At 66.3% G+C, this 19167-nt stretch carries 19 protein-coding genes and 1 pseudogene; 6 read left to right on the forward strand and 14 right to left on the reverse strand.

All coding sequences use genetic code 11. The features are described from left to right. Window positions 1-17: 17 nt before the first annotated feature. A complete protein-coding gene (locus AB8P05_RS01425; protein WP_472758518.1) occupies window positions 18-1148 on the reverse strand; it encodes an alpha/beta fold hydrolase in 1131 nt (376 codons plus the stop codon). Between the two features lie 231 nt (window positions 1149-1379). Between AB8P05_RS01425 and AB8P05_RS01430 the strand changes: the two genes are divergently transcribed. Then, on the forward strand, window positions 1380-1868 hold the full coding sequence (locus AB8P05_RS01430; protein WP_472758519.1) for a hypothetical protein: 489 nt from the start codon (window positions 1380-1382) through the stop codon (window positions 1866-1868). 11 nt (window positions 1869-1879) lie between these two features. Here the strand turns inward: AB8P05_RS01430 and AB8P05_RS01435 are convergent, their stop codons facing one another. Then, a complete protein-coding gene (locus AB8P05_RS01435) occupies window positions 1880-2509 on the reverse strand; it encodes a GNAT family N-acetyltransferase (RefSeq protein WP_472758520.1) in 630 nt (209 codons plus the stop codon). A 394-nt stretch (window positions 2510-2903) separates the two neighbouring features. Between AB8P05_RS01435 and AB8P05_RS01440 the strand changes: the two genes are divergently transcribed. Continuing rightward, entirely contained in the window at window positions 2904-3074 is a 171-nt protein-coding gene (locus AB8P05_RS01440; RefSeq protein ID WP_455171538.1) for a hypothetical protein, read from the forward strand. A gap of 130 nt (window positions 3075-3204) precedes the next feature. Here the strand turns inward: AB8P05_RS01440 and AB8P05_RS01445 are convergent, their stop codons facing one another. The 4 genes from AB8P05_RS01445 to AB8P05_RS01460 form a co-directional block, all read right to left on the reverse strand. After that, window positions 3205-4551, reverse strand: a complete 1347-nt coding sequence (locus tag AB8P05_RS01445) for a protoglobin domain-containing protein (RefSeq protein ID WP_455171539.1) — start codon at window positions 4549-4551, stop codon at window positions 3205-3207. A 359-nt stretch (window positions 4552-4910) separates the two neighbouring features. Beyond that, on the reverse strand, window positions 4911-5801 hold the full coding sequence (gene rpoH / locus AB8P05_RS01450) for an RNA polymerase sigma factor RpoH (protein WP_324871444.1): 891 nt from the start codon (window positions 5799-5801) through the stop codon (window positions 4911-4913). A 733-nt stretch (window positions 5802-6534) separates the two neighbouring features. Next, window positions 6535-6945, reverse strand: coding sequence for a Ros/MucR family transcriptional regulator (locus AB8P05_RS01455; RefSeq protein ID WP_455171540.1), 411 nt, complete (start codon window positions 6943-6945; stop codon window positions 6535-6537). A gap of 34 nt (window positions 6946-6979) precedes the next feature. After that, window positions 6980-7255 (reverse strand): HU family DNA-binding protein, encoded by a 276-nt coding sequence (locus tag AB8P05_RS01460; protein WP_012974184.1) that lies wholly within the window; start codon window positions 7253-7255, stop codon window positions 6980-6982. A gap of 468 nt (window positions 7256-7723) precedes the next feature. Between AB8P05_RS01460 and AB8P05_RS01465 the strand changes: the two genes are divergently transcribed. Next, a complete protein-coding gene (locus AB8P05_RS01465) occupies window positions 7724-8716 on the forward strand; it encodes a TerC family protein (protein WP_472758521.1) in 993 nt (330 codons plus the stop codon). 53 nt (window positions 8717-8769) lie between these two features. On the opposite strand, the gene AB8P05_RS01470 is transcribed toward AB8P05_RS01465, so the two are convergent. The 8 genes and pseudogenes from AB8P05_RS01470 to gcvA all read right to left on the reverse strand — a co-directional run. Then, window positions 8770-9222, reverse strand: a complete 453-nt coding sequence (locus AB8P05_RS01470; protein ID WP_472758522.1) for a hypothetical protein — start codon at window positions 9220-9222, stop codon at window positions 8770-8772. Window positions 9223-9229: 7 nt separating this feature from the next. Continuing rightward, window positions 9230-11182 (reverse strand): acetoacetate--CoA ligase, encoded by a 1953-nt coding sequence (locus tag AB8P05_RS01475; protein ID WP_472758523.1) that lies wholly within the window; start codon window positions 11180-11182, stop codon window positions 9230-9232. A 248-nt stretch (window positions 11183-11430) separates the two neighbouring features. Then, window positions 11431-13512 (reverse strand): methyl-accepting chemotaxis protein, encoded by a 2082-nt coding sequence (locus AB8P05_RS01480; protein WP_472758524.1) that lies wholly within the window; start codon window positions 13510-13512, stop codon window positions 11431-11433. A 458-nt stretch (window positions 13513-13970) separates the two neighbouring features. Beyond that, window positions 13971-14570, reverse strand: coding sequence for a glycerol-3-phosphate 1-O-acyltransferase PlsY (plsY, locus tag AB8P05_RS01485; RefSeq protein ID WP_455171545.1), 600 nt, complete (start codon window positions 14568-14570; stop codon window positions 13971-13973). A gap of 4 nt (window positions 14571-14574) precedes the next feature. Beyond that, window positions 14575-15882 (reverse strand): dihydroorotase, encoded by a 1308-nt coding sequence (locus AB8P05_RS01490; protein ID WP_472758525.1) that lies wholly within the window; start codon window positions 15880-15882, stop codon window positions 14575-14577. Then, a complete protein-coding gene (locus AB8P05_RS01495; RefSeq protein ID WP_111066198.1) occupies window positions 15879-16856 on the reverse strand; it encodes an aspartate carbamoyltransferase catalytic subunit in 978 nt (325 codons plus the stop codon). Before AB8P05_RS01495 ends, AB8P05_RS01490 begins: the two co-directional genes overlap by 4 nt. Window positions 16857-16937: 81 nt before the next feature. Continuing rightward, a complete protein-coding gene (locus AB8P05_RS01500) occupies window positions 16938-17219 on the reverse strand; it encodes a LysR substrate-binding domain-containing protein (RefSeq protein WP_472758526.1) in 282 nt (93 codons plus the stop codon). Then, window positions 17219-17824: pseudogene (gene gcvA, locus AB8P05_RS01505) on the reverse strand (transcriptional regulator GcvA); the annotation flags it as partial. The pseudogene gcvA and the gene AB8P05_RS01500, both read right to left, overlap by 1 nt. 169 nt (window positions 17825-17993) lie before the next feature. Here gcvA and AB8P05_RS01510 point away from each other — a divergent pair. From AB8P05_RS01510 to AB8P05_RS01520, 3 genes are read left to right on the forward strand one after another with little or no spacing between them, the layout of a single operon-like run. Next, window positions 17994-18233 (forward strand): DUF1127 domain-containing protein, encoded by a 240-nt coding sequence (locus tag AB8P05_RS01510; RefSeq protein WP_472758527.1) that lies wholly within the window; start codon window positions 17994-17996, stop codon window positions 18231-18233. A 3-nt stretch (window positions 18234-18236) separates the two neighbouring features. Next, window positions 18237-18707 carry a GFA family protein gene (locus tag AB8P05_RS01515; RefSeq protein WP_472758528.1) on the forward strand — a complete coding sequence of 157 codons (471 nt, stop codon included), beginning with the start codon at window positions 18237-18239 and terminating at the stop codon, window positions 18705-18707. Continuing rightward, complete coding sequence (locus tag AB8P05_RS01520) at window positions 18704-19147, forward strand: GFA family protein (protein ID WP_472758529.1); 444 nt, start codon at window positions 18704-18706, stop codon at window positions 19145-19147. Before AB8P05_RS01515 ends, AB8P05_RS01520 begins: the two co-directional genes overlap by 4 nt. Window positions 19148-19167: the final 20 nt, after the last annotated feature.

Raw genomic sequence — 19167 nt, forward strand, 5'->3', positions numbered from 1 at the left:
CATGCGGGCCGGGGGCCTCAGTTCATCCGGCGCAGCACCGTGTCGAGCCGGCCGCGGCCATCCCTGTCCAACCAGGTGGCGGAGACGCGCCCGTCCGGCCGCAGACGGTAGCGCAGGACGTTCCGGCCCTTCTCGTCGAAGACCAGTTCGCCGTTCTCGATCCGGCCCTTGCGGCGCACCCGCTCGAAGGGCTGGTCGGCCTCCATGCCGGCGCCCAGCAGGTAGTCGGCATGGACGGCGTCGCCTTCGGCCTTCTCCACCGACAGCGCGACCTCGCGGCCGTTGATGTAGCTGCCGTACCACATGCCCATGTAGGGGCGCTGAGCGGCGGTGGTGTCGATGTCGCTCTTGGCGGAGCCGGAGGAGTTGGCCGGCAATGCGGCCTGCAGCAGTTCGGCGCTCGGGTTGCGGCCCCAGGACTCGTCGCAGGGCGGATCGTCCGGGGCCGGCGGTGCCTCGGCGAAGCGGGCGATGCAGGCGCCGAAGCGGCGGACGAACAGGCCGGTGTTGGCGGCGCCATGGCCGGTCAGCAGCGACGGCTGGTCGACGATCAGGCTGCTCAGGCCGCGCTGCGCCAGGATGCTGCGCGCCGGCTCCGCGCGCCCGCCCGGATCGAAATCGTCACCATGGAAGAAGAACATCATGACCCGCGCCCGGCGGACCTCGCGCAGGATCGGCCAGAGCTGTGCTGCGTTCTCGCGATAGCTGTCATAGGCTTCGGTGAAGTTGCCGAAGGCGGCAGGCGCGGTGGCGACGATGGAATCGATGGAGTTGGTCTGGCCGGCGGCGATCAGCGAGATGAAGGCGCCGAAGGACTGGCCGGTCAGGGCAACACGGCGGTAGCCCTTGGTCTTCAGCATGTCCGAATAGCCGGCCAGCGCGCGGGCGCTGTTGGGCAAGGTGTCGCTGACGCGCATGCGGTCCAGCCGGAACACGTCCCACCCGGCATCGCGCAACGTTTTCATGTAGAGCGGGGTAGGGGCCTCCGAATCTTCGGAGTCCACCGAGCGGCCGTGACTCCACACCACCGCGCCGCGGGCCTTGGCCGGGCCGGACAGCGACGCCTCGCCATAGGCGGGTTTCAGAACGATCTGGGCCGCCGCCGGGCGGACCTCCGTCAGCCCTCCCGCGAAACCCAATCCGACCATCGCGACCAGTCCGAGCACAGCCCCCCGAATCGTCCGCATCATCCCCACCGATCCCCCCGTACTGCGTGTCGGTTCAGGATTGGCCCCGTTGGTTAACGCGTCCTTTCCGGCATTCCGTACGCCCACCGGAAGCCACATTTTGTCACAGCCCAATTGTGCAACTAAGAATGACTCGCAGTTTTGCGCGTGTGGCGCTAGGATGCGCGCGCAACCGAACGAAGGAGCATCGGCATGTGCGGGACGGTGGAAGAAGGGCGGCCGTCGCCCTGGACGGTGACGGACCTGACGACGGCCGAACGGGCGCTGTTGACCGGCGTGCGGCAGTGGTTCCGCGCCGGGACCGCCGGTGCGATGGCGTCGATGCGCATCGGCCTGAATGTGGCTGGCGTGCCGAACACGGCGCTGCTGCCGCTGTTCGCGCTGCTCGGCACCTTCGCGGTGTCGGGTGCCCGCAAGCCCGAGATCCGCTGCCCGGCCTGCAGCCGCATCAGCGCGGACGAGGCGGCGCTGCTGGACTCCCTGGCCGCGGTGCAGAACGGCGATGCGGAGGTCGCGGCGCAGTATCTCGACCGCTGGCTTCCGCTGGTCGCCCTGTGCATGGCGACCGATGCCATGCGCGAGTTGGGCGGGATCCTGGACGGCGCCCGCATCTACCTGCCGCGGCGCCGGGCGGCCCGGCTGATGCCGCTTCCGCCCGGCGCCGCGCTGGCGGCGGAATAACGCCGGATCGCCTATTCGGTGGCCAGGCGCAGGCCGCGGCCACCCTCCAGCCTGACGGCTTCGGTCATGCGCTTTTGCAGAAGCCATTGGTCGATGGCGACGCGGACCAGCCGGCCTTCCGGCGTGTGGTACAGGAACTGTCCGCGCTCTCGGCCGCAATGTTCGTAACCCAGCCGTTCGTAGAAGGGCAGGACCCCCGCATTGTCGCGGTCCACGCCAAGCTCGGCGAAGGGCACGCCGCGCTGCACCACCAGCCGTTCCGCCGCCCGCACCAGCCGGACACCCAGTCCGAGCCGCCGGAAGGGCTGGAAGACCCGCAGGGCCCATAGGGTGGCCCGGCCGCTCGGCCGCTTGCGCAGGAAATCGATGCAGATCTGGCCGACGGGAAAGCCGTTGACGTCCGCCAGCAGCATCGCGCCGTCGCCGCGCTCCTGCAGGCGGAAGGCCCCGGCAATGATCTCGCGGTGGGGCGTATGCAGGCCGTACCACTCCAGGGTCGGCAGGTCGTCCTGTCTTGCCGGGCGGATGGTCACCGGCAGGGCGAGCGTCGCATGCCCATCGTCGTCTTCCCCCGTCTCCGTCCCGAACCGCCCTTTGGCGCCCATGCCGCTCGTTCCGGTGCGGCGGTGTGCTGTTGCCATGTGCCGATGCCTCGCAGGTTTTTCCCGCACTCGGTCGCCGCATGGATCGCGGCTTCGGTGACAACCCTACACGGCGTGCCGTCGTTCCGACGCTGTTCGGTCGGGATAAGGCTTTCGGCGATATCGGCGGGACCGGTGTGCAGGGAACGGAAATCCAAATAAAAATAAAATTTTATTTAAAAGAAGTCAGTGTAGTTCGGCGAGACTTCCGGCCCTGTCGGTACCTTCAGGCGAAGGAAGGACTATGAAGGCGGTGAGAGGTTGAATAACCGAAGTCTTATTGACGCGCAGGGATGCTCTTTGGTAGCTGTTGAAGAGCAGAAGGATTTCCGTTCGAAAGATGAACTGAATCTATTTTCTCTAAAATACCGGTGATTGGGCGGGGGATAAGACCATGATGAGAATTGTGAATCTGGGACGGACCGGAGTTTTCGTCGCGATGCGCGGCGGCAATCTGACCAGCCTCGGTGGCCGCACCCACTGGCGCAGCGCCGAAGAGGTGCGGCGCGCGGCCCAGGCGGAGAACATCGCGATCAGCGATTTCGTCGTCCGCACGCTGCCCTGAGTGGGACGTTGCCCCGACGGGAGGTTGACCCACCGGACAACCCGCCGGGTGGCTTTCGGATAAGAAAAGGGCGCGTTCGACGGAACGCGCCCTTTCTGTCGTAAAAGCAGGTCGGACGTACCGGAGTCGATCAGCCGGCGCGGACGCGGGCCAGGAACCGGTCGACCTCGGTCCGCAGGGTGGTGGACTGGCGCGATAGTTCGTTGGTCGCTTCCAGAACCTGACGGGCTTCTTCGCCGGCGCTGTTGGCGGAGGCGTTGACGGCGACGATGGTCTCGCTGACCTCGCGGGTGCCGATGGATGCCTGCTGAACGTTGCGGGCGATTTCGGTCGTCGCCGCGCCCTGCTCCTCCATGGCGGTGGCGATGGAGGTGGAGATCTCGTTGATGCGGGCGATGGTGCCGGAGATGGACCGGATGGCTCCGACCGCCTCCTGCGTGGCACCCTGGACGGCACCGATCTGCGAGTTGATCTCCTCTGTCGCCTTGGCGGTCTGGTTGGCGAGGCTCTTCACCTCGCTGGCGACGACGGCGAATCCCTTGCCGGCCTCACCGGCGCGGGCGGCCTCGATGGTGGCGTTCAGGGCCAGCAGGTTGGTCTGGCTGGCGATGTCGTGGATGAGCTTTACCACCTGACCGATGCGGCTGGCGGCGTCGGCAAGCCCCTGCACGGTGGCGTTGGTCCGCTCCGCTTCGGTCATCGCGGCGTTGGCGATGGCGGCGGACTGCGTCACCTGATGGCTGATCTCGCCGATGGAGGCGGTCAGCTCCTCCGCTGCAGCGGCGACGGTCTGGATGTTGACCGACGCCTCTTCCGCGGCGGCGGCCACCTGGGTCGACTGCTCGCTGGTGGTTTCCGCGGTGCGGCTCATCGCCTGGGCGGTGCCCTGGAGCTGCTGCGCGGCGCTTGCCACCGCCTGGACGACGCCCTTCACTTCCCGCTCGAAGCTGTCGGCGGTGCTGCCCAGTTCGCGCGCGATGATGGCCGCGGTGTTCAGGTCGATATAGACGGAGGTGGCGAGGTCCATGTCCAGGAACACCGCCTTGTTGATCGCCTGCAGCAGCTGCGACAGTTTCTCCGGCTTCTTGCGGTGGATCTGGCTCGCCAGTTCGATCAGCTTGTTCAGGGTGAAGCAATAGGCGCCGGTGTACCAGCGCGGCTCCAACCCGATGCGCTGGTGCGTCTGGCCGATCTTCAGGACCTGATTGACATAGGCCTCGTCGAAGGTGCCGGTGAAGACGTTGCGCAGCCAGTGCTGCTTCTGCAGGTCCCGCGCACGGCCGGTGATCGCCGGGTTCGCCAGCATGGGGGCGACCTGCGGCACCGTGCGGAGATAGCCGTAGAACTCCTCCAGAATCTGATCGATCCGTTGCGCCAGATAGGGCTGGAATTCGCGAAGCGTTGCCTTCGTCGCCTCGTCGATGCGCAGGAAGGTGATGCGGTCAATGATCGACTGAGTCTGGGCAGCGTTCGACATGGAGCCCCTCTCCCAATTGAGATATGACAAGCGTACTAAGAATTGCCGAAATTGCAAACTTTCCCGCGAGCGGCACATCATGCGCAGGCACTCGCATCTTTGAACATGTCACTTTGTCGCAGAACCTCTGTCGCGGGTAATCAATGGGTTGTGAGGGCCGGCGGGGGCGGTTGTTCGATACCCGGCGCCGGAAAGAAAAAACCGGCGGAGCCCGAAGGCGCCGCCGGCTGCAGGTTGACAGGTCTGGAGGCAACAGGCGGGCCGCAGCCCGCGGGAGCGATGCGGAGCCCGGCCCGACGGCCGGCGCCGCATAAGGCCCGTCCGGAGCGTACCCGCTCCGGACGGGAGACCGGATGGGATCAGGCCACCATCGGGGTGGCCGGGCGGCGCAGAGCCTGGGCGGCGCTGAGCACGGCCTTCTGGAGCTTCTCGAAGGCCCGCACCTCAATCTGGCGCACGCGTTCGCGCGACACCGAGAATTGCTGGCTCAGGGCTTCGAGGGTGGAGGGATCGTCCTTCAGACGGCGTTCGAACAGGATGCGGCGTTCGCGCGCGTCCAGCCGGTCCAGGGCCTGGCCGACCAGCCGGCGGCGCAGCGCCAGTTCGTCGGCTTCCGCCAGCATGGTGTCCTGGGTGGGACGGTCGTCCGCCAGCAGTTCGAGCCAGTTGGTCTCGCCGTCGGTCGACAGGGTGGCGTCAAGCGAGCTGTCGTTGGCGGCGAGGCGGCGGTTCATCTCCACCACCTCGGTCTCCGGCACGTCCAGCTCGGCGGCGATGGTGGCCACCGTCTCCGGCGACAGGTCGCCCTGCTCCAGTTCGGCCATCTGGCTCTTCAGCCGGCGCAGGTTGAAGAACAGCTTCTTCTGCGCGGCGGTCGTGCCCATCTTCACCAGCGACCAGCTGTGCAGGATGTACTCCTGGATCGCGGCGCGGATCCACCAGGTAGCATAGGTGGCGAAGCGGAAGCCGCGCTGCGGATCGAACTTCTGGGCGGCCTGCATCAGGCCGACATTGCCCTCGGCGACCAGATCGACCAGCGGCAGGCCGTAGCCGCCGAAGCCGCGGGCGATCTTGATGACGAGGCGGAGATGGCTGCCCACCAGTTGCTCCAGCGCCTGCGGGCTGCCGCGCTCCCGCCAGGCAATGGCGAGGTCGCGCTCCACGTCCGGCGCCAGGATGGGGAAGCGCTTGGATTCCTCGATGTAGCGGGTCAGGCTGGCGTTTTCACCGGTCAGCAGTTTCTTCAGCACGCGAATGCCTCCTCTCCAACGCTTCCTGGGGCAGCCCCGGCCGGGGCCGGCCCTGTCGGGACCCATGGCGGGATCGCCCGGAGGCGATGAACCAACGGCGGACTGTGGCGCGAACGTAGGAATAACGTCCGTCGATCCGACCTTAGCTGTTGTGGGGTTTGTATTTTGCCCGGTGTCGCAAGGAACCGCGTCCTTTTGACAATGTTAATGTGGCCGCGGATTTGCGGCGGATCAAGCCGGGAAAGGGCATGTTCCGGGTGTTTTTCGGCGTATACCCAGGCTCTTCTTCCACCCGCACCGGCAGTCCGGGAGAGGAGGCAATCCTATGACCCCTGACGTTCAGCCGGGTGACGTTCGGGCGGTCTGTCCTCTTCCGATCGGCGGGCACAGGTCCGGGCGGACTGCCGTCGATATGCCGCACCCGCGAAGTGGATCGGCTGCAGGTGAGCCAGGGGTGCGGGAGGCGGCTATGCCTCTGCGGTGAGGATGGTGATAGGACCGCCCGTGGTCCCTCAACCATACCGGAACCCTAGATGGGAAGGCCGATCCGCTTCGCCACCCGAACATTGGTCATAGGCCGTCGAGGTGGGGTGGAGGTAAGCCGGGCGCGCAAGCGAGCGGGGACGGGGAGGGAGTTCCCGTGTCGCTCGCCTGTCCCCCGGCGCCGTGCGCATATGAAAAAGGCGCGCCCTGATGGACGCGCCTTTCCAGGCATTACGCGGATGGAGACCGGTTACTCGGCCGCCGCGCGCTTGCGGCCGAGGCCGAGCTTGGTGGCCATTTCCGAACGGGCCTTGGCGTAGTTCGGCGCGACCATCGGGTATTCGGCCGGCAGGCCCCACTTGGCGCGGTATTCGTCCGGCGTCATGTCGTAGACGGTCTTCAGATGCCGCTTCAGCATCTTCAGCTTCTTCCCGTCTTCCAGGCAGACGATGTATTCCGGCGTGACCGACTTCTTGATCGCGACGGCCGGAACCAGTTCGGCCTTCGCCTGGGCCGGCTTGTCCTCGCCCAGACCGCGGAAGGCAGCCTGGACGCTGTTGATCAGCGTGGGCAGGTCATGGACCGGCACCGAGTTGTTGCCGACATAGGCGGCAACGACCTTGGCGGTCAACGATTGCAGTTCGGTTTGATCGATGGTCATGGCTGCGCTCCCCTGGAACGTGGTTGCGTACGGGTCAGCCGTTGACCAGATCGCGCAGCTGCTTGGCCGGCTTGAACTTCGGAGCCTTGGAGGCGGCGATCGCCACCACTTCGCCGGTGCGGGGGTTGCGGCCTTCGCGGGCGGCGCGCTCGGCCACCTCGAAAATGCCGAAACCGGCCAGGCGCACGTCCTCGCCGCGGCCCAGCGCGCCGGAGATCCCTTCGAACACAGCCTGAACGACCTTGGCCGCGTCGGCCTTCTTGATGCCGGCGTTGGTGGCGACGGTTTCGATCAGCTCGGCCTGGTTCATGCAAAACTCCATTTGGTCGGTTTGGTTTCGGTTTTTCGGAGTTATTGGCAGAACGGCACCATCCGCACAAGAGCGAACACAGACTGGGCAACCGTTGGTGTTTTTCTTGCGCGACATTCGTTCGCGATATGTGGCGGCATTGCATCAAGCGCCGAGTCCCGGTGCTGCCATTGTCTCCCCGGCCGCAGTTTTCCGCCTTCACGAACCCATGTCACCCCTGTCCGCGGCGAGAAACCGCCGCGACTCGCCCAGACCGCCATCCGCTGAACTCGAATGAAGGCAAGCAGTGCCCGGCCCGGCTTTGCTTGAAATGCAAAAACTCCTACTTCCCCCATCTTGACGGCAGGGGCGGCGACACCATCTGGGTGGGAGTTCGGGTCCGGGTCCCTCTGACGACCGAGGCGTCGGTCGTGATGTCGGAACCGCTTGATTTCTCCGCTGACGCAGCGTCATCAAGTGGGTCTTGCCATGGATGGCATACTTTCGATGGTTTTCCTCGAATTTATGGGAAAACCTGTCTGGATTTGGCTTATTTTCATCGGCGTCGTGCTGACGCTCCTGGTCCTGGATCTGGGGGTGCTCAACCGCCGCGACCATGTGATCGAAGTCGGTGAAAGCCTGAAACTGTCGGCATTCTACATCGCGGTAGCCCTGCTGTTCGGCGGCTGGGTCTGGTACTCGATGGGTTCGGAGGCAGGACTTCAGTACTACACGGGCTTCTTTGTCGAGAAGAGCCTGTCACTCGACAACGTATTCGTAATATCGCTGATCTTCAGCTACTTCGCCGTCCCACGTGAACTGCAGCACCGCGTGCTGTTCTGGGGTATCCTGGGCGTCATCGTCCTGCGCGGCCTGATGATCGGCGCCGGCGCCGCCCTCGTTTCGGAATTCCACTGGGTCCTCTACCTGTTCGGAGCCTTCCTGGTGCTGACCGGCATCAAGATGCTGTTCGCGAAGGATGAGGAAACCGACCTGGGCGAGAACGCGGTCCTCCGTTTCCTGAAGCGTCATATCCGGGTGACCGACCGCTTCCATGGTCATCACTTCATCGTCAAGGAGCCGAGCGGTCCGGGCGGCGCGCTGCGCTGGGCCGCCACCCCGCTTCTGCTGGCGCTGATCATGGTTGAGTTGGCCGACCTTGTCTTCGCGGTCGACAGCGTGCCGGCGATCTTCGCCATCACCACCGACCCGTACCTGGTCTACACCAGCAACATCTTCGCCATCCTGGGCCTGCGCGCGCTGTACTTCGCCCTGGCGGCGATGGTCCACCGCTTCCGCTATCTGAAATATGCCCTGGCGCTGGTCCTGGTGTTCATCGGCGGCAAGATCTTCTACACGCAGTTCTTCGGCAAGCCCGATCCGCTGATCGCGCTGGGCGTCACCTTCGCCCTGATCGGCGGCGGCGTGCTGGTGTCGCTGTGGAAGACCAGCCGCGAGACCAAGACCGCGGCGGCCGAGTAAGCAAGCCTGCGGACTGGACGGGGGCGGCACGCAGGTGCCGCCCCTTTTCCGTTTCAGAATCCCAGCCTGACCAGCTCGGCGATGCTGTCGGCCGCGTTGCGGTGGAGGATGAAACGGCCGCCGGCCGATTCCCACGGATCGCGTGCCTTCTCCCGATCGTCGACCAGGACGGCGCCGGGGCTGGCATAGCGGGCCTTGTCGCGGGCCATGCAGGTGATGACCGGCACGTCGGCGCCCAGCATGCGGGCGACCCAGCGCTTTTTCTGTTCGGGTGCCCAGCTGCCCAGCGGCAGGCCGGTGAGGATGGTCGGCCGGTGGGGCGCGCAGAAGCTCCAAAGCTCCTGCGCGTCATGCATGAACTCCAGCGTGCCGAAGAAATCGGAGTGGCGGGACAGGGCCCGCCACATCTCCTTCATCGGCAGCTGTTCCGGCCGCTTGCCGGTGGCCGCGACCACGCCGCGGTCGAAATCGGCCAGCACCCCGTCGAGGTCGAGGAACAGCTTCACCGACACCTCATGCCCCGCTCAGCTCGGCCCGTTCGCGGAACTCGTCCAGGGCCTGCGGGTTGGACAGCGCCTCGGTGTTCTTGATCGGGCGGCCATGGACTGCGTCGCGCACCGCCAGCTCGGTGATCTTGCCCGACCGGGTGCGCGGGATGTCGGTGACCTGCACGATCTTCGCCGGCACATGGCGGGGGGAGCAGTTGTCCTTGATCCGCTTGCGGATGGCGGCGGCGAGCGCCTCGTCCAGCGTCATGCCCTCGCGCAGGACCACGAACAGCACGACGCGCACGTCGCCGTCCCATTCCTGGCCGATGCAGACCGCTTCCATGATCTCCGGCAGCTGTTCGACCTGACGGTAGATCTCGGCCGTGCCGATGCGCACGCCGCCGGGGTTCAGCACCGCGTCCGACCGGCCATAAATCACCCAGCCGCCATGTTCGGTCTGCTCGATGAAGTCGCCATGGACCCAGACGTTGGGAAAACGGTCGAAATAGGCGGAGCGGTACTTGGACCCGTCCGGATCGGCCCAGAAGCCGATGGGCATGCTGGGGAAGGGGCGGGTGCAGACCAGCTCACCCTTTTCGCCGCGCACGGCGTGGCCGTTGTCGTCGAAGGCCTCCACCGCCATGCCCAGGCCGCGCGTCTGGATCTCGCCCTTCCAGACGGGGGAGATCGGGTTGCCCAGCACGAAGCAGGACATGATGTCGGTCCCGCCGCTGATCGAGGCGAGATGGATGTCCTGCTTGATGGAGCGGTAGACGTATTCGAAATTCTCCGGCATCAGCGGCGAGCCGGTGGAGGCCAGGGCGCGGACGCTGGCGAGAGAGTGGGTCTTCTTCGGCTCCAGCCCGGACTTCTCCAGCGACTGGATGAACTTGGCCGAGGTGCCGAACAGGGTTATCCGCTCCGCATCGGCATAGTCGAACAGGATGTTGCCGGTGGGGGCGAAGGGCGAGCCGTCATAGAGGACCAGCGTGGTCCCGCTGGCCAGCCCGGTCACCAGCCAGTTCCACATCATCCAGCCACAGGTGGTGAAGTAGAACTGGCGGTCGCCGCGCTTCAGGTCGCAATGCAGCCGGTGTTCCTTCACATGCTGAAGGATGCTGCCGCCGGTGCCGTGCACGATGCATTTCGGCTTTCCGGTGGTGCCGGAGGAGTAGAGGATGAACAGCGGGTGGTCGAAGGCGACCCGCTCGAACGTCGGTTCGGCCGCCGGGTAGGGCGCCATGAAGTCCTGGAGGCCGACGGCGCCGGGAATGGCGGAGACGTCCGGCGTCCGGTCGACATAGGGCACGATGACGGTGGCGACGACGGTCGGCAGATCCTTCAGAACCTCCGCCACCTTGGCGCGGACGTCGTGGCTCTTGCCGTTGTACCAGTAGGCGTCGGGCGCGAAGACCACCTTCGGCTCGATCTGGCCGAAACGGTCGGTGATGCCCTGGACCCCGAAATCGGGCGAGCAGGAGGACCAGACGGCGCCCAGGCTGGTGGTGGCGATCATCGCCGCCAGCGTTTCCGGCATGTTCGGCATGATGGCGGCGACGCGGTCGCCCTTGCCGACGCCCTTGGCCTTCAGCGCCTGCTGCAGGCGGGAGACGGTGGCCTTCAGCTCCGCCCCGCTCCAGCGGTACTTCACCTTGTCCTCGCCCCAGAAGACGACGGCGTCGTCGTTGGGGGCGCCGGCCAGCAGATTCTCCGCATAGCTGAGGCTGGCTTCCGGGAACCAGCGGGCGCCCGGCATCCTGTCGCCGTCCAGCAGATCGACGCTGCCGAGGTCGCCGGTCAGCCCGGCCCATTCCCACAGGAAGCGCCAGAACCGCTCCTTCTCCGCGATCGACCAGTTGTAGAGCGCGTCGTAATCGTCCAGCCGCAGTCCGAATCGCGCATTCGCCGCCTCGCGGAAAGCGGTCAGGTTGGCCTGCGCGATGCGCTCCTCACTCGGGCTCCACAGCGGAGTGTCCATTCTCGGTTCCCTCAGCGTCTCGTTATCCGCCGGCGTCAGCGGCCGGCTCGCCTGCCGGGTTGTTGGTTCGTGTCCCGGATTGCCGTGCAGCATAACGCATGGCCGCACCCGTTGTCTTTCCCCCGGTGGGCGGAACCGGACAGGGCGGACCGGCGCCAAGCGGAACGGAATCAAGGGGCTACAAACGAAAACGGCGGGGAGTTTCCTCCCCGCCGCCCGTGGCGTCCGCCGTGGGAAAGAATGCGCCGTCAGGCCGCGCGGATCGTCGCCACGAAGCTCTGCACCTCGCGGCGCAGCCTTTCGGCGTCGCGGGCAAGGTCGCCGGCCGCATGCAGGACCTGACCGGCGGCCGTTCCGGTCTCCGACGCCGCCTGATTCACCCCCAGGATGTTGGAGGACACGTCGCCGGTGCCGCGGGCCGCCTGCGCGACATTGTTGGCGATGTCGCCGGTCGCGGCATTCTGCTCCTCGATGGCGGCGGCGATGCCGGTGGAGATGTCGCTGATCTGGTCGATGGTGCTGGCGATGCCGGTGATGGCGTTCTGCGCACCGGCGGTGGCGGACTGGATTTCCTTCACCTTGGCCTGAATGTCCTCGGTGGCGCGGGCGGTCTGGTTGGCGAGCTGCTTCACCTCGCTGGCGACGACGGCGAAGCCCTTACCGGCCTCGCCGGCCCTGGCCGCTTCAATGGTGGCGTTCAGGGCCAGCAGGTTGGTCTGGCCGGCGATGGAGTTGATGAGGACCACCACCTGCTCGATCTGCTGGGCGGCCTGCACCAGTCCCTCGATGGCCTGACCGGTGCGGCGGGCATCCTCCACCGCCTGCGCGGCGACGCGGGTGGAGGCGGTGACCTGCCGGCCGATCTCGGCGATGGAGGCGGAAAGCTCCTCGGTCGCGGCGGCGACGGTCTGCACGTTGGCGGAAGCCTGTTCGGCCGCCGCGGCGACGGTGGTCGCCTGGGCGCTGGTCTGATCGGCGGTGGCCGACATGGCGCCGGCCGTGCCCTGCATCTCCGTCGCGGCGGAGGCGACCGTCTCCACGATGCCCTGCACGTTGCCTTCGAAGCTGTCGGCCAGTTGGAGCATGGCGGCGCGGCGGTCGGCGGCGGCGCGCGCTTCCGCCTCCTTCGCTTCCTGCTCCATGCGTCCGGTCTGGATCATGGAGTCGCGGAAGACCTGCACGGCCGACGCCATGGCGCCGATTTCGTCGCGACGGCCGGCGGCGGGGATATCGACGCCGAGATCGCCCTTGGCCAGACGGCCCATCGCCGTAGTCATGGCCACCACCGGGTTGGCGACGCTGCGGCCGATCAGCCAGGCCAGCAGGAGCGCAAGCAGCGCCGCCGCCGGGGTCAGGATCATGCTCAGCGTTTCCGCATTGTCGGCGGTCTCGATTGCGCTCTTGCGCATCGACGCCTGACCGGCGGTAACCGGATCGCGGATTTCCTGGAGCTGCTTGGCGATGGCCGTGCCGATCGGGCTGAGACGGGAGTTGACGATCTCATCCATCGCCTTCATGTGGCCTTCGATCGACTTCAGGCCGGTCGCCAGCTTTTCAAGCAAGGCGCTGGAGGCGTCGATCCGTGCCTGCTGACCGTCGGCAAGCGGCATGCCCTCCAGTTCCTTCATGGCGCCGGATGCCTCGCCGAGCCGGAGGGCGACCCGGTCGAAATCATATTCCTTGTCGCCGGCCAACAGGCGGAAGGCCAGGATGCGGGTGGTCCACACCCCTTCGCTCAGCTTGTTCAGGGTGGCGACCGTCGCGAAGTGACCGGCGTTCTCTTCAGCCGTGCGCATTTCCACCAACTGCGCGCGCAGGGCGGAGCCGGCGTCGTACACCACGTCCTTGGTGAGGCGCTCAAGCTCGGTGCGGCGAGCCTGATAGTCGCGGACCGCCGCGATGTAGGACTGCAGCTTGGCGGCCTCTTCGTCGAGCGGGCGGCGGGAGGCGTCGTCGGGCATCATCGGCTTGGTCGCCGCCAATTCCCGTTCCGCATTGGCCATCTCGCTGTAGATAGCCTGCGTGTTCTCCACCTTGCCGGTCGCCATGTAGCGCAGGAAGGCCATCCGGGCGCGCAGCACGGCCAAATCCACCTTCTGGATTTGCTCCACGATCAGGCCCTGGTCGGCGAAGCTGTTCAGGCTATCGTTCGAATGCTGGGCCGAACGCCAGGAGACCACCCCAAGCAGTATCAGCAGAAGGACGACCACGCCGAACCCGGCGTTCACCCGCGTGCGTATCTTCAACGTACCCAACATAGCCATGCCCCCATGACGGTTTCCACGCAGCCATCCGACGCCGTACCGGCCGCGGAGGCTGCACAATCTCATACTGGGGTATGTGCCAAAGAAATTTAAGAAGGGCTAAATGACAAAAGGTCGCATACCTAATTGACACAGCTTGTGATTTTTAGAAATTACCATAACTCAGTTAGAAAAAATCGTGATTTACTGAGGCTTTGATTTGAAAAATCATGAATGAATATCCGAAGTATTTCGGTGCATTCGCGCGATTTCAAGCGGAGTTCTGCGTGAGGCGGAAGTCGTGCAGAGATACTTCGTAGCTTCCGCCAAAGGTAGTATGCCAGAAGGTGGAGAATATTATTGTACTAGTATATCAAAATGCCGTGGAGACACGGCTTGGCCTCGCCAAATCATGCAGGGCGCAGTCACCATGCTCTTGATCCGACGATTCCAGGAAAGGTGGAATCCGGCGATGATAAGTTGATTCCCGGCCGTCCGGGGAAATGGGCTTCCCCTTCCGGTGGCGGGAAGGGGAAGCCGACCGGTCAGGCCGCTTTCTTCTTGCCGGAACCGATCTTCGGCTCCTCGCCCTTCAGCAGGCGGCGGATGTTCGCCTCGTGGCGGATGAAGACCAGCACGGCGATGAACAGGCAGAGGCCGGCGACCAGCGGCCCGCCGAAATACCAGCCGGTCAGCGGGCTGACGCCCAGCGCCGTCAGAGCGGACAGGGAGGAGATGCGGAACAGCGCCGCCATCACCAGCCAGGTCAGGCAGGCCAGCAGACCGACCGGCCAGGAAATCGCCAGCAGCACGCCCAGTGCCGTCGCGACACCCTTGCCGCCCTTGAAGCCCAGCCAGACCGGGAAGCTGTGGCCCAGCATGGCGCCGCCGGCGGCCAGAACCGCCGCCTCCGGCCCGGCCCACCACAGCGCCAGCAGGGCGGCGATGGCGCCCTTGCCGCTGTCCAGCAGCAGGGTCGCCAGCGCCAGCGGCTTGTTGCCTGTGCGCAGCACGTTGGTAGCGCCGATGTTGCCGGAACCGATCTGGCGGATGTCGCCCAGCCCGGCCAGCCGGGTCAGGACCAGCCCGAACGGGATCGAGCCCAGCAGATAGCCCAGCAGGGCGGCAAGCACGAGAGTGAACACCGGATCAGTCCTCCGCCTGCCAGACGCTGCGGCCGTCCACGATGGTGCGCAGCGGCCGGCCCTGGACCGGGCGGTTCTCGAAGGGTGAGTTCTTAGACTTCGACTTGAAGCGGCTGACGTCGATCTGCCAGGGAACGTCGAGGTCGAAGACGACCAGATCGGCCGGTCCGCCCTTCACGATGCGGCCGACCGCCAGATCGAGGATCGCCGCCGGGTTCGAGGTGACGCAGGCCAGCGCCTTCAGCAGCGGCATCTTGCCCTTGTGCACCAGTTCCAGGGTCAGCGGGAACAGCGTCTCCAGCCCGATGACGCCGGGGGCGGCCTGGGCGAAGGGCAGACGCTTCTGGTCCTGGTCCTGCGGCACATGGTCGGACGCGATGGCGTCGATGGTGCCGTCGGCCAGACCTTCGACGATGGCCCGGCGGTCCATCTCGCCGCGCAACGGCGGCGACACCTTGGCATAGGTGCGGTAATCGCCGACGTCGGTCTCGGTCAGGGCGAAATAATGCGGGGCGGTGTCGCAGGTCACCTTCAGCCCGCGCGCCTTGGCGCGACGGATCAGATCGACCGACTCCGACGTGGTGATGTGGGCGAAATGCAGGCGTCCGCCGGTCAGTTCGGCGAGCCGCAGGTCGCGCTCGATCATGATGATCTCGGCCTCGCGCGGGATGCCGACAAGGCCGAGGCGGGTGGCGATCTCGCCGGAATTCATCATGCCGCCCGCGGCCAGGGACGGCTCCTCCGGGTGCTGGACGATCAGCTTGCCGAAGGTCTTGGCGTAGCTGAGCGCCCGGCGCATGGTCTTGGCGCTGGCGATGGGCTTGATGCCGTCGGTGAAGGCCACCGCCCCGGCATGGCTCAGCAGACCCATCTCGGTGATCTCGTTGCCTTCGGTGCCGCGCGTGGCGGAGCCGTAGGCGAAGACCTTGACCAGCTTCACTTCGCGGGCGCGCCGCGCGATGAACTCCAGCCCGGCGACCTCGTCCAGCACCGGGTCGGTGTTGGGCAGCAGCGCCATGGCGGTGATGCCACCGGCTGCCGCGGCGCGGGACGCGCTCTTGATCGTGTCCTTTTCCTCCTCGCCCGGCTCGCCGATCAGCACGCGCATGTCGACAAGGCCGGGGGCGAGGCACTGGCCGGCGAGATCGACGACCTCCGCCCCCTCGGGCGTGGAGTCGCTGAACAGGCCGGGGCCGAAGTCGGCGATGGTCTCGCCGTCGATCAGCAGGTCGGCGCGCTGGTCCAGCCCTGTCGCCGGATCGAGCAGGCGGGCGTTGCGGAAGACGGTACGGGTGTTGGTCGGGGCACTCATCGGGCGGCTCCCGCAAGGTCGGACTGGCGGCGTTCGCGGGTCAGCAGGTCGAGCACGGCCATGCGCACGGCCACGCCCAGTTCCACCTGATCGAGGATCATGGAGCGCTTGAGGTCGTCGGCGACCTCCGAATCGATCTCCACGCCGCGGTTCATCGGACCGGGATGCATGATGACCGCGTCGGGCTTAGCCACCTCCAGCTTCTCGTAATCGAGGCCGTAGAAGTAGAAGTACTCGCGGGTGGACGGGACATACTGGCCGCTCATCCGCTCGGTCTGCAGGCGCAGCATCATCACCACGTCGGCATCGCGCAGCCCGGTCTTCATCGAGTGGTGGACCTCGACGCCCAACCGTTCGATCTGCGACGGCAGCAGGGTCGGCGGTGCGACGCAGCGCACCCGCGCGCCCATGGCGTTCAGCAGGTGGATGTTGGAGCGCGCGACGCGGCTGTGGAGGATGTCGCCGCAGATCGCCACGATCAGCCCGTCCAGCCGGCCCAGGCGGCGGCGGATCGCCAGCGCGTCCAGCAGGGCCTGGGTCGGATGTTCGTGGTGGCCGTCGCCGGCGTTGATGACGGAGCAGTTGACCTTGTCGGCCAGCAGCTTCACCGCGCCCGAATCGGCGTGGCGGACCACCAGCGCGTCCAGGTGCATGGCGTTCAGCGTCATCGCCGTGTCGATCAGGGTTTCGCCCTTCTTCACCGAACTGCTGTCGGTCGACATGTTGATGACGTCGGCCCCCAGCCGCTTTCCGGCCAACTCGAAGCTGGTGCGGGTGCGGGTGGAGTTCTCGAAGAACAGGTTCACCTGCGTGCGGCCGTCCAACAGGGTGGACTTCTTCACGGGGCGGCGGTTCTGCTCGACATAGCCGTCGGCGAGGTCGAGAATCTGGGTGATCTCGCCGGCCCGCAGTCCCTCGATACCGAGAAGATGGCGGTGCGGGAAGACCGTGTCGGGGGACGGGTTCGCGCTCATGGGCGCGGACTATAGGAGCGGTCCGGCACGCCCGCAAGCCGTTCAAGACGGCTGCTTGGCGCAGGACTTTCGCTGCGAGTTTCAGCCCGTTCCGGCCTCTTCGAACAGCCAGTCGCGGAAGGCCTTCACCTTGGGCCGGGAAAAGTAATGCGGCGGCGCCACCACGTAATAGGCGAGGCTTCCCGGCAGCCGCACCTCGAACAGGCGGACCAGCCGTCCGGCGGCGATGTCGTCCGCCACCAGCACCCCGCGGGCGAGCGCGATGCCGTGGCCGTTGATCGCCGCCTGCAGGGTGAAGGACGATCGTCGAAGCGCAGGCCGCGCTCGGTGTCCACCCCCTCGATTCCCGCCGCCCGGCACCACACAGCCCAGGAAATGTTGTAGTCGTCGTGCAGCAGCGTGTGGTGCCGCAGATCCTCCGGGTTGACCAGCGGGCGGTCGCCCGCCAGCAGCGACGGATGGCCGACGGGGAAGATGTCCTCGGTCAGCAACCGCTCCACCCGCAAATCGGGCCAAAGCCCGTTGCCGAAGCGGATCGCCAGATCGACGTCATGACGGGCGAAATCGACGATCTGCGCCGTGCTGTGCACCCGCACATCCATTTCCGGATGGCGCTTCTGGAAGCGCATCAGCCGCGGCACCAGCCATTTCGACGCGAAGCTGGGCATGGTGGAGATGGTGAGCGTACCGCTGCTGTCGGCGCGGATCAGCCGGTCGGTCGCCTGGGACAGCGTGTCCATCGCTTCGCGCACCGGCGGCAGGTAGCTCTGCCCGGCCTCGGTCAGGGCCAGCGCCCGGTTCATTCGGCGAAACAGCGGTAATCCGAGCCATTCCTCCAGCGCCTTGATCTGGTGGCTGACGGCAGCCTGCGTCACATGCAGCTCTTCCGCGGCTTTTGTGAAGGAAAGATGGCGCGCGGCGGCTTCGAAGGCGCGCAGCGCATTCAGCGGGGGCAGGCGGCGGGACATGCGGGGAGGGACCGGGGAGTGGGTTCGGATTAGCTCGGCTAATCGATTCTATGAGAAACCGTCGTTTGTCGGCAAGCGGCCTCTGCACCATCCTCAACTCCACAAGCGATCACACGAACTGGAGCGGAGAGGCGGATGCCCCGCTCCCTTCCCCGGAGGAGACCGGATCATGGCAAAGGCTACGCAGTCCTTCCTCTCCAGCACCGACCTGTCCCGCCGCACCTCGGCCCGGGATGGCAAGGGCCTCGGTCACTGGATGATCGACCTGTTCGACCGCTTCGCGACCTGGAGCGAGCGGCGGCGCCAGCGCCGGGCGCTGGAGGCGCTGCCCGACCATCTGCTGTCCGACATCGGCATTTCCCGCGCCGATGCGGAGCAGGAAGCCCACAAGCCCTTCTGGCAGGGCTGACCGATGGCCGGCGGTTCGGAGAGCGCGGCGGAACGGGGCGGGGAGGAGGAGCGGGTCTGGACCGGCGGCTGCCTGTGCGGCGGCGTGCGCTATGCCATCGATGTCCGGCCGGAGCCGATCTCCTTCTGCCACTGCGCCCAATGCCGTCGCCAGCACAGCCATGTCGGCGCCTACACCGGGGCGCCGCGTGCGGCGTTGCGCCTGCTCAACGACGCGACGCTGACGTGGTACGCCTCTTCCAGCCGGGCACGCCGCGGCTTTTGCGCCTGTTGCGGTGCCGGGCTGTTCTGGGAGGCGCTGGACCAGGATCCGGCGGAGGGTGAACCGCGCATCACGGTGACGGCCGGAAGCCTGGACGATGCGACCAGCCTGCGGGTGGAACGGCACATCTTCGTCGACCACAAGGGCGCCTATTACGACATCGGCGACGACGGGGTCGAACGCCGGACCAGCACGGGAGAGGTCGTGGCATGAGCGGCAGCGGGAACGAACGGGAAAGCAGCGGAGGGCAGGGCCCGGCGCTGTCCGGAGGCTGCCTGTGCGGCGGCGTGCGCTTCCTGCTGGCCGAGCGGCCGGATGGAGTGGTCACCTGCCATTGCGGGCAGTGCCGCCGCTTCCACGGCCATATCGGTGCCTACATCACCGTTCCGCGCGATACCGTCGTGTTCGACGCGGCCGTAACGCTGACATGGTTCCGCTCGTCCCACTTCGCGGAGCGGGGCTTCTGCGGCCGTTGCGGGTCCTCCCTGTTCTGGAAGGGCGACGGCAAATCGGAAATCGAGATCGCCGCCGGCAGCCTGGACCAGCCGACCGGCCTGAAGACGCTCCGCCACGGCTATGTCGAAGGCAAGGCCGATTACTATGAGATCACCGATGGGCTGGAGCAATTTCCCGGCTCGTCTGAGAACGAATAGAAGCGCAGCGTTACGGACAT

The sequence above is a fragment of the Azospirillum sp. VT-I1 genome, from assembly GCF_055698305.1.

Bases quoted from the DNA above. Each gene is read 5' to 3' on its own strand.
- AB8P05_RS01435 (WP_472758520.1), bottom strand. From the start codon at position 2,509: ATGGCAACAGCACACCGCCGCACCGGAACGAGCGGCATGGGCGCCAAA.
- AB8P05_RS01445 (WP_455171539.1), bottom strand. From the start codon at position 4,551: ATGTCGAACGCTGCCCAGACTCAGTCGATCATTGACCGCATCACCTTC.
- AB8P05_RS01440 (WP_455171538.1), top strand. From the start codon at position 2,904: ATGATGAGAATTGTGAATCTGGGACGGACCGGAGTTTTCGTCGCGATG.
- AB8P05_RS01480 (WP_472758524.1), bottom strand. From the start codon at position 13,512: ATGAGATTGTGCAGCCTCCGCGGCCGGTACGGCGTCGGATGGCTGCGT.
- AB8P05_RS01430 (WP_472758519.1), top strand. From the start codon at position 1,380: ATGTGCGGGACGGTGGAAGAAGGGCGGCCGTCGCCCTGGACGGTGACG.
- AB8P05_RS01425 (WP_472758518.1), bottom strand. From the start codon at position 1,148: ATGGTCGGATTGGGTTTCGCGGGAGGGCTGACGGAGGTCCGCCCGGCG.
- AB8P05_RS01515 (WP_472758528.1), top strand. From the start codon at position 18,237: ATGGCCGGCGGTTCGGAGAGCGCGGCGGAACGGGGCGGGGAGGAGGAG.
- AB8P05_RS01495 (WP_111066198.1), bottom strand. From the start codon at position 16,856: ATGAGCGCGAACCCGTCCCCCGACACGGTCTTCCCGCACCGCCATCTT.
- AB8P05_RS01460 (WP_012974184.1), bottom strand. From the start codon at position 7,255: ATGAACCAGGCCGAGCTGATCGAAACCGTCGCCACCAACGCCGGCATC.
- AB8P05_RS01475 (WP_472758523.1), bottom strand. From the start codon at position 11,182: ATGGACACTCCGCTGTGGAGCCCGAGTGAGGAGCGCATCGCGCAGGCC.
- AB8P05_RS01455 (WP_455171540.1), bottom strand. From the start codon at position 6,945: ATGACCATCGATCAAACCGAACTGCAATCGTTGACCGCCAAGGTCGTT.
- AB8P05_RS01465 (WP_472758521.1), top strand. From the start codon at position 7,724: ATGGATGGCATACTTTCGATGGTTTTCCTCGAATTTATGGGAAAACCT.
- AB8P05_RS01490 (WP_472758525.1), bottom strand. From the start codon at position 15,882: ATGAGTGCCCCGACCAACACCCGTACCGTCTTCCGCAACGCCCGCCTG.
- AB8P05_RS01510 (WP_472758527.1), top strand. From the start codon at position 17,994: ATGGCAAAGGCTACGCAGTCCTTCCTCTCCAGCACCGACCTGTCCCGC.
- AB8P05_RS01520 (WP_472758529.1), top strand. From the start codon at position 18,704: ATGAGCGGCAGCGGGAACGAACGGGAAAGCAGCGGAGGGCAGGGCCCG.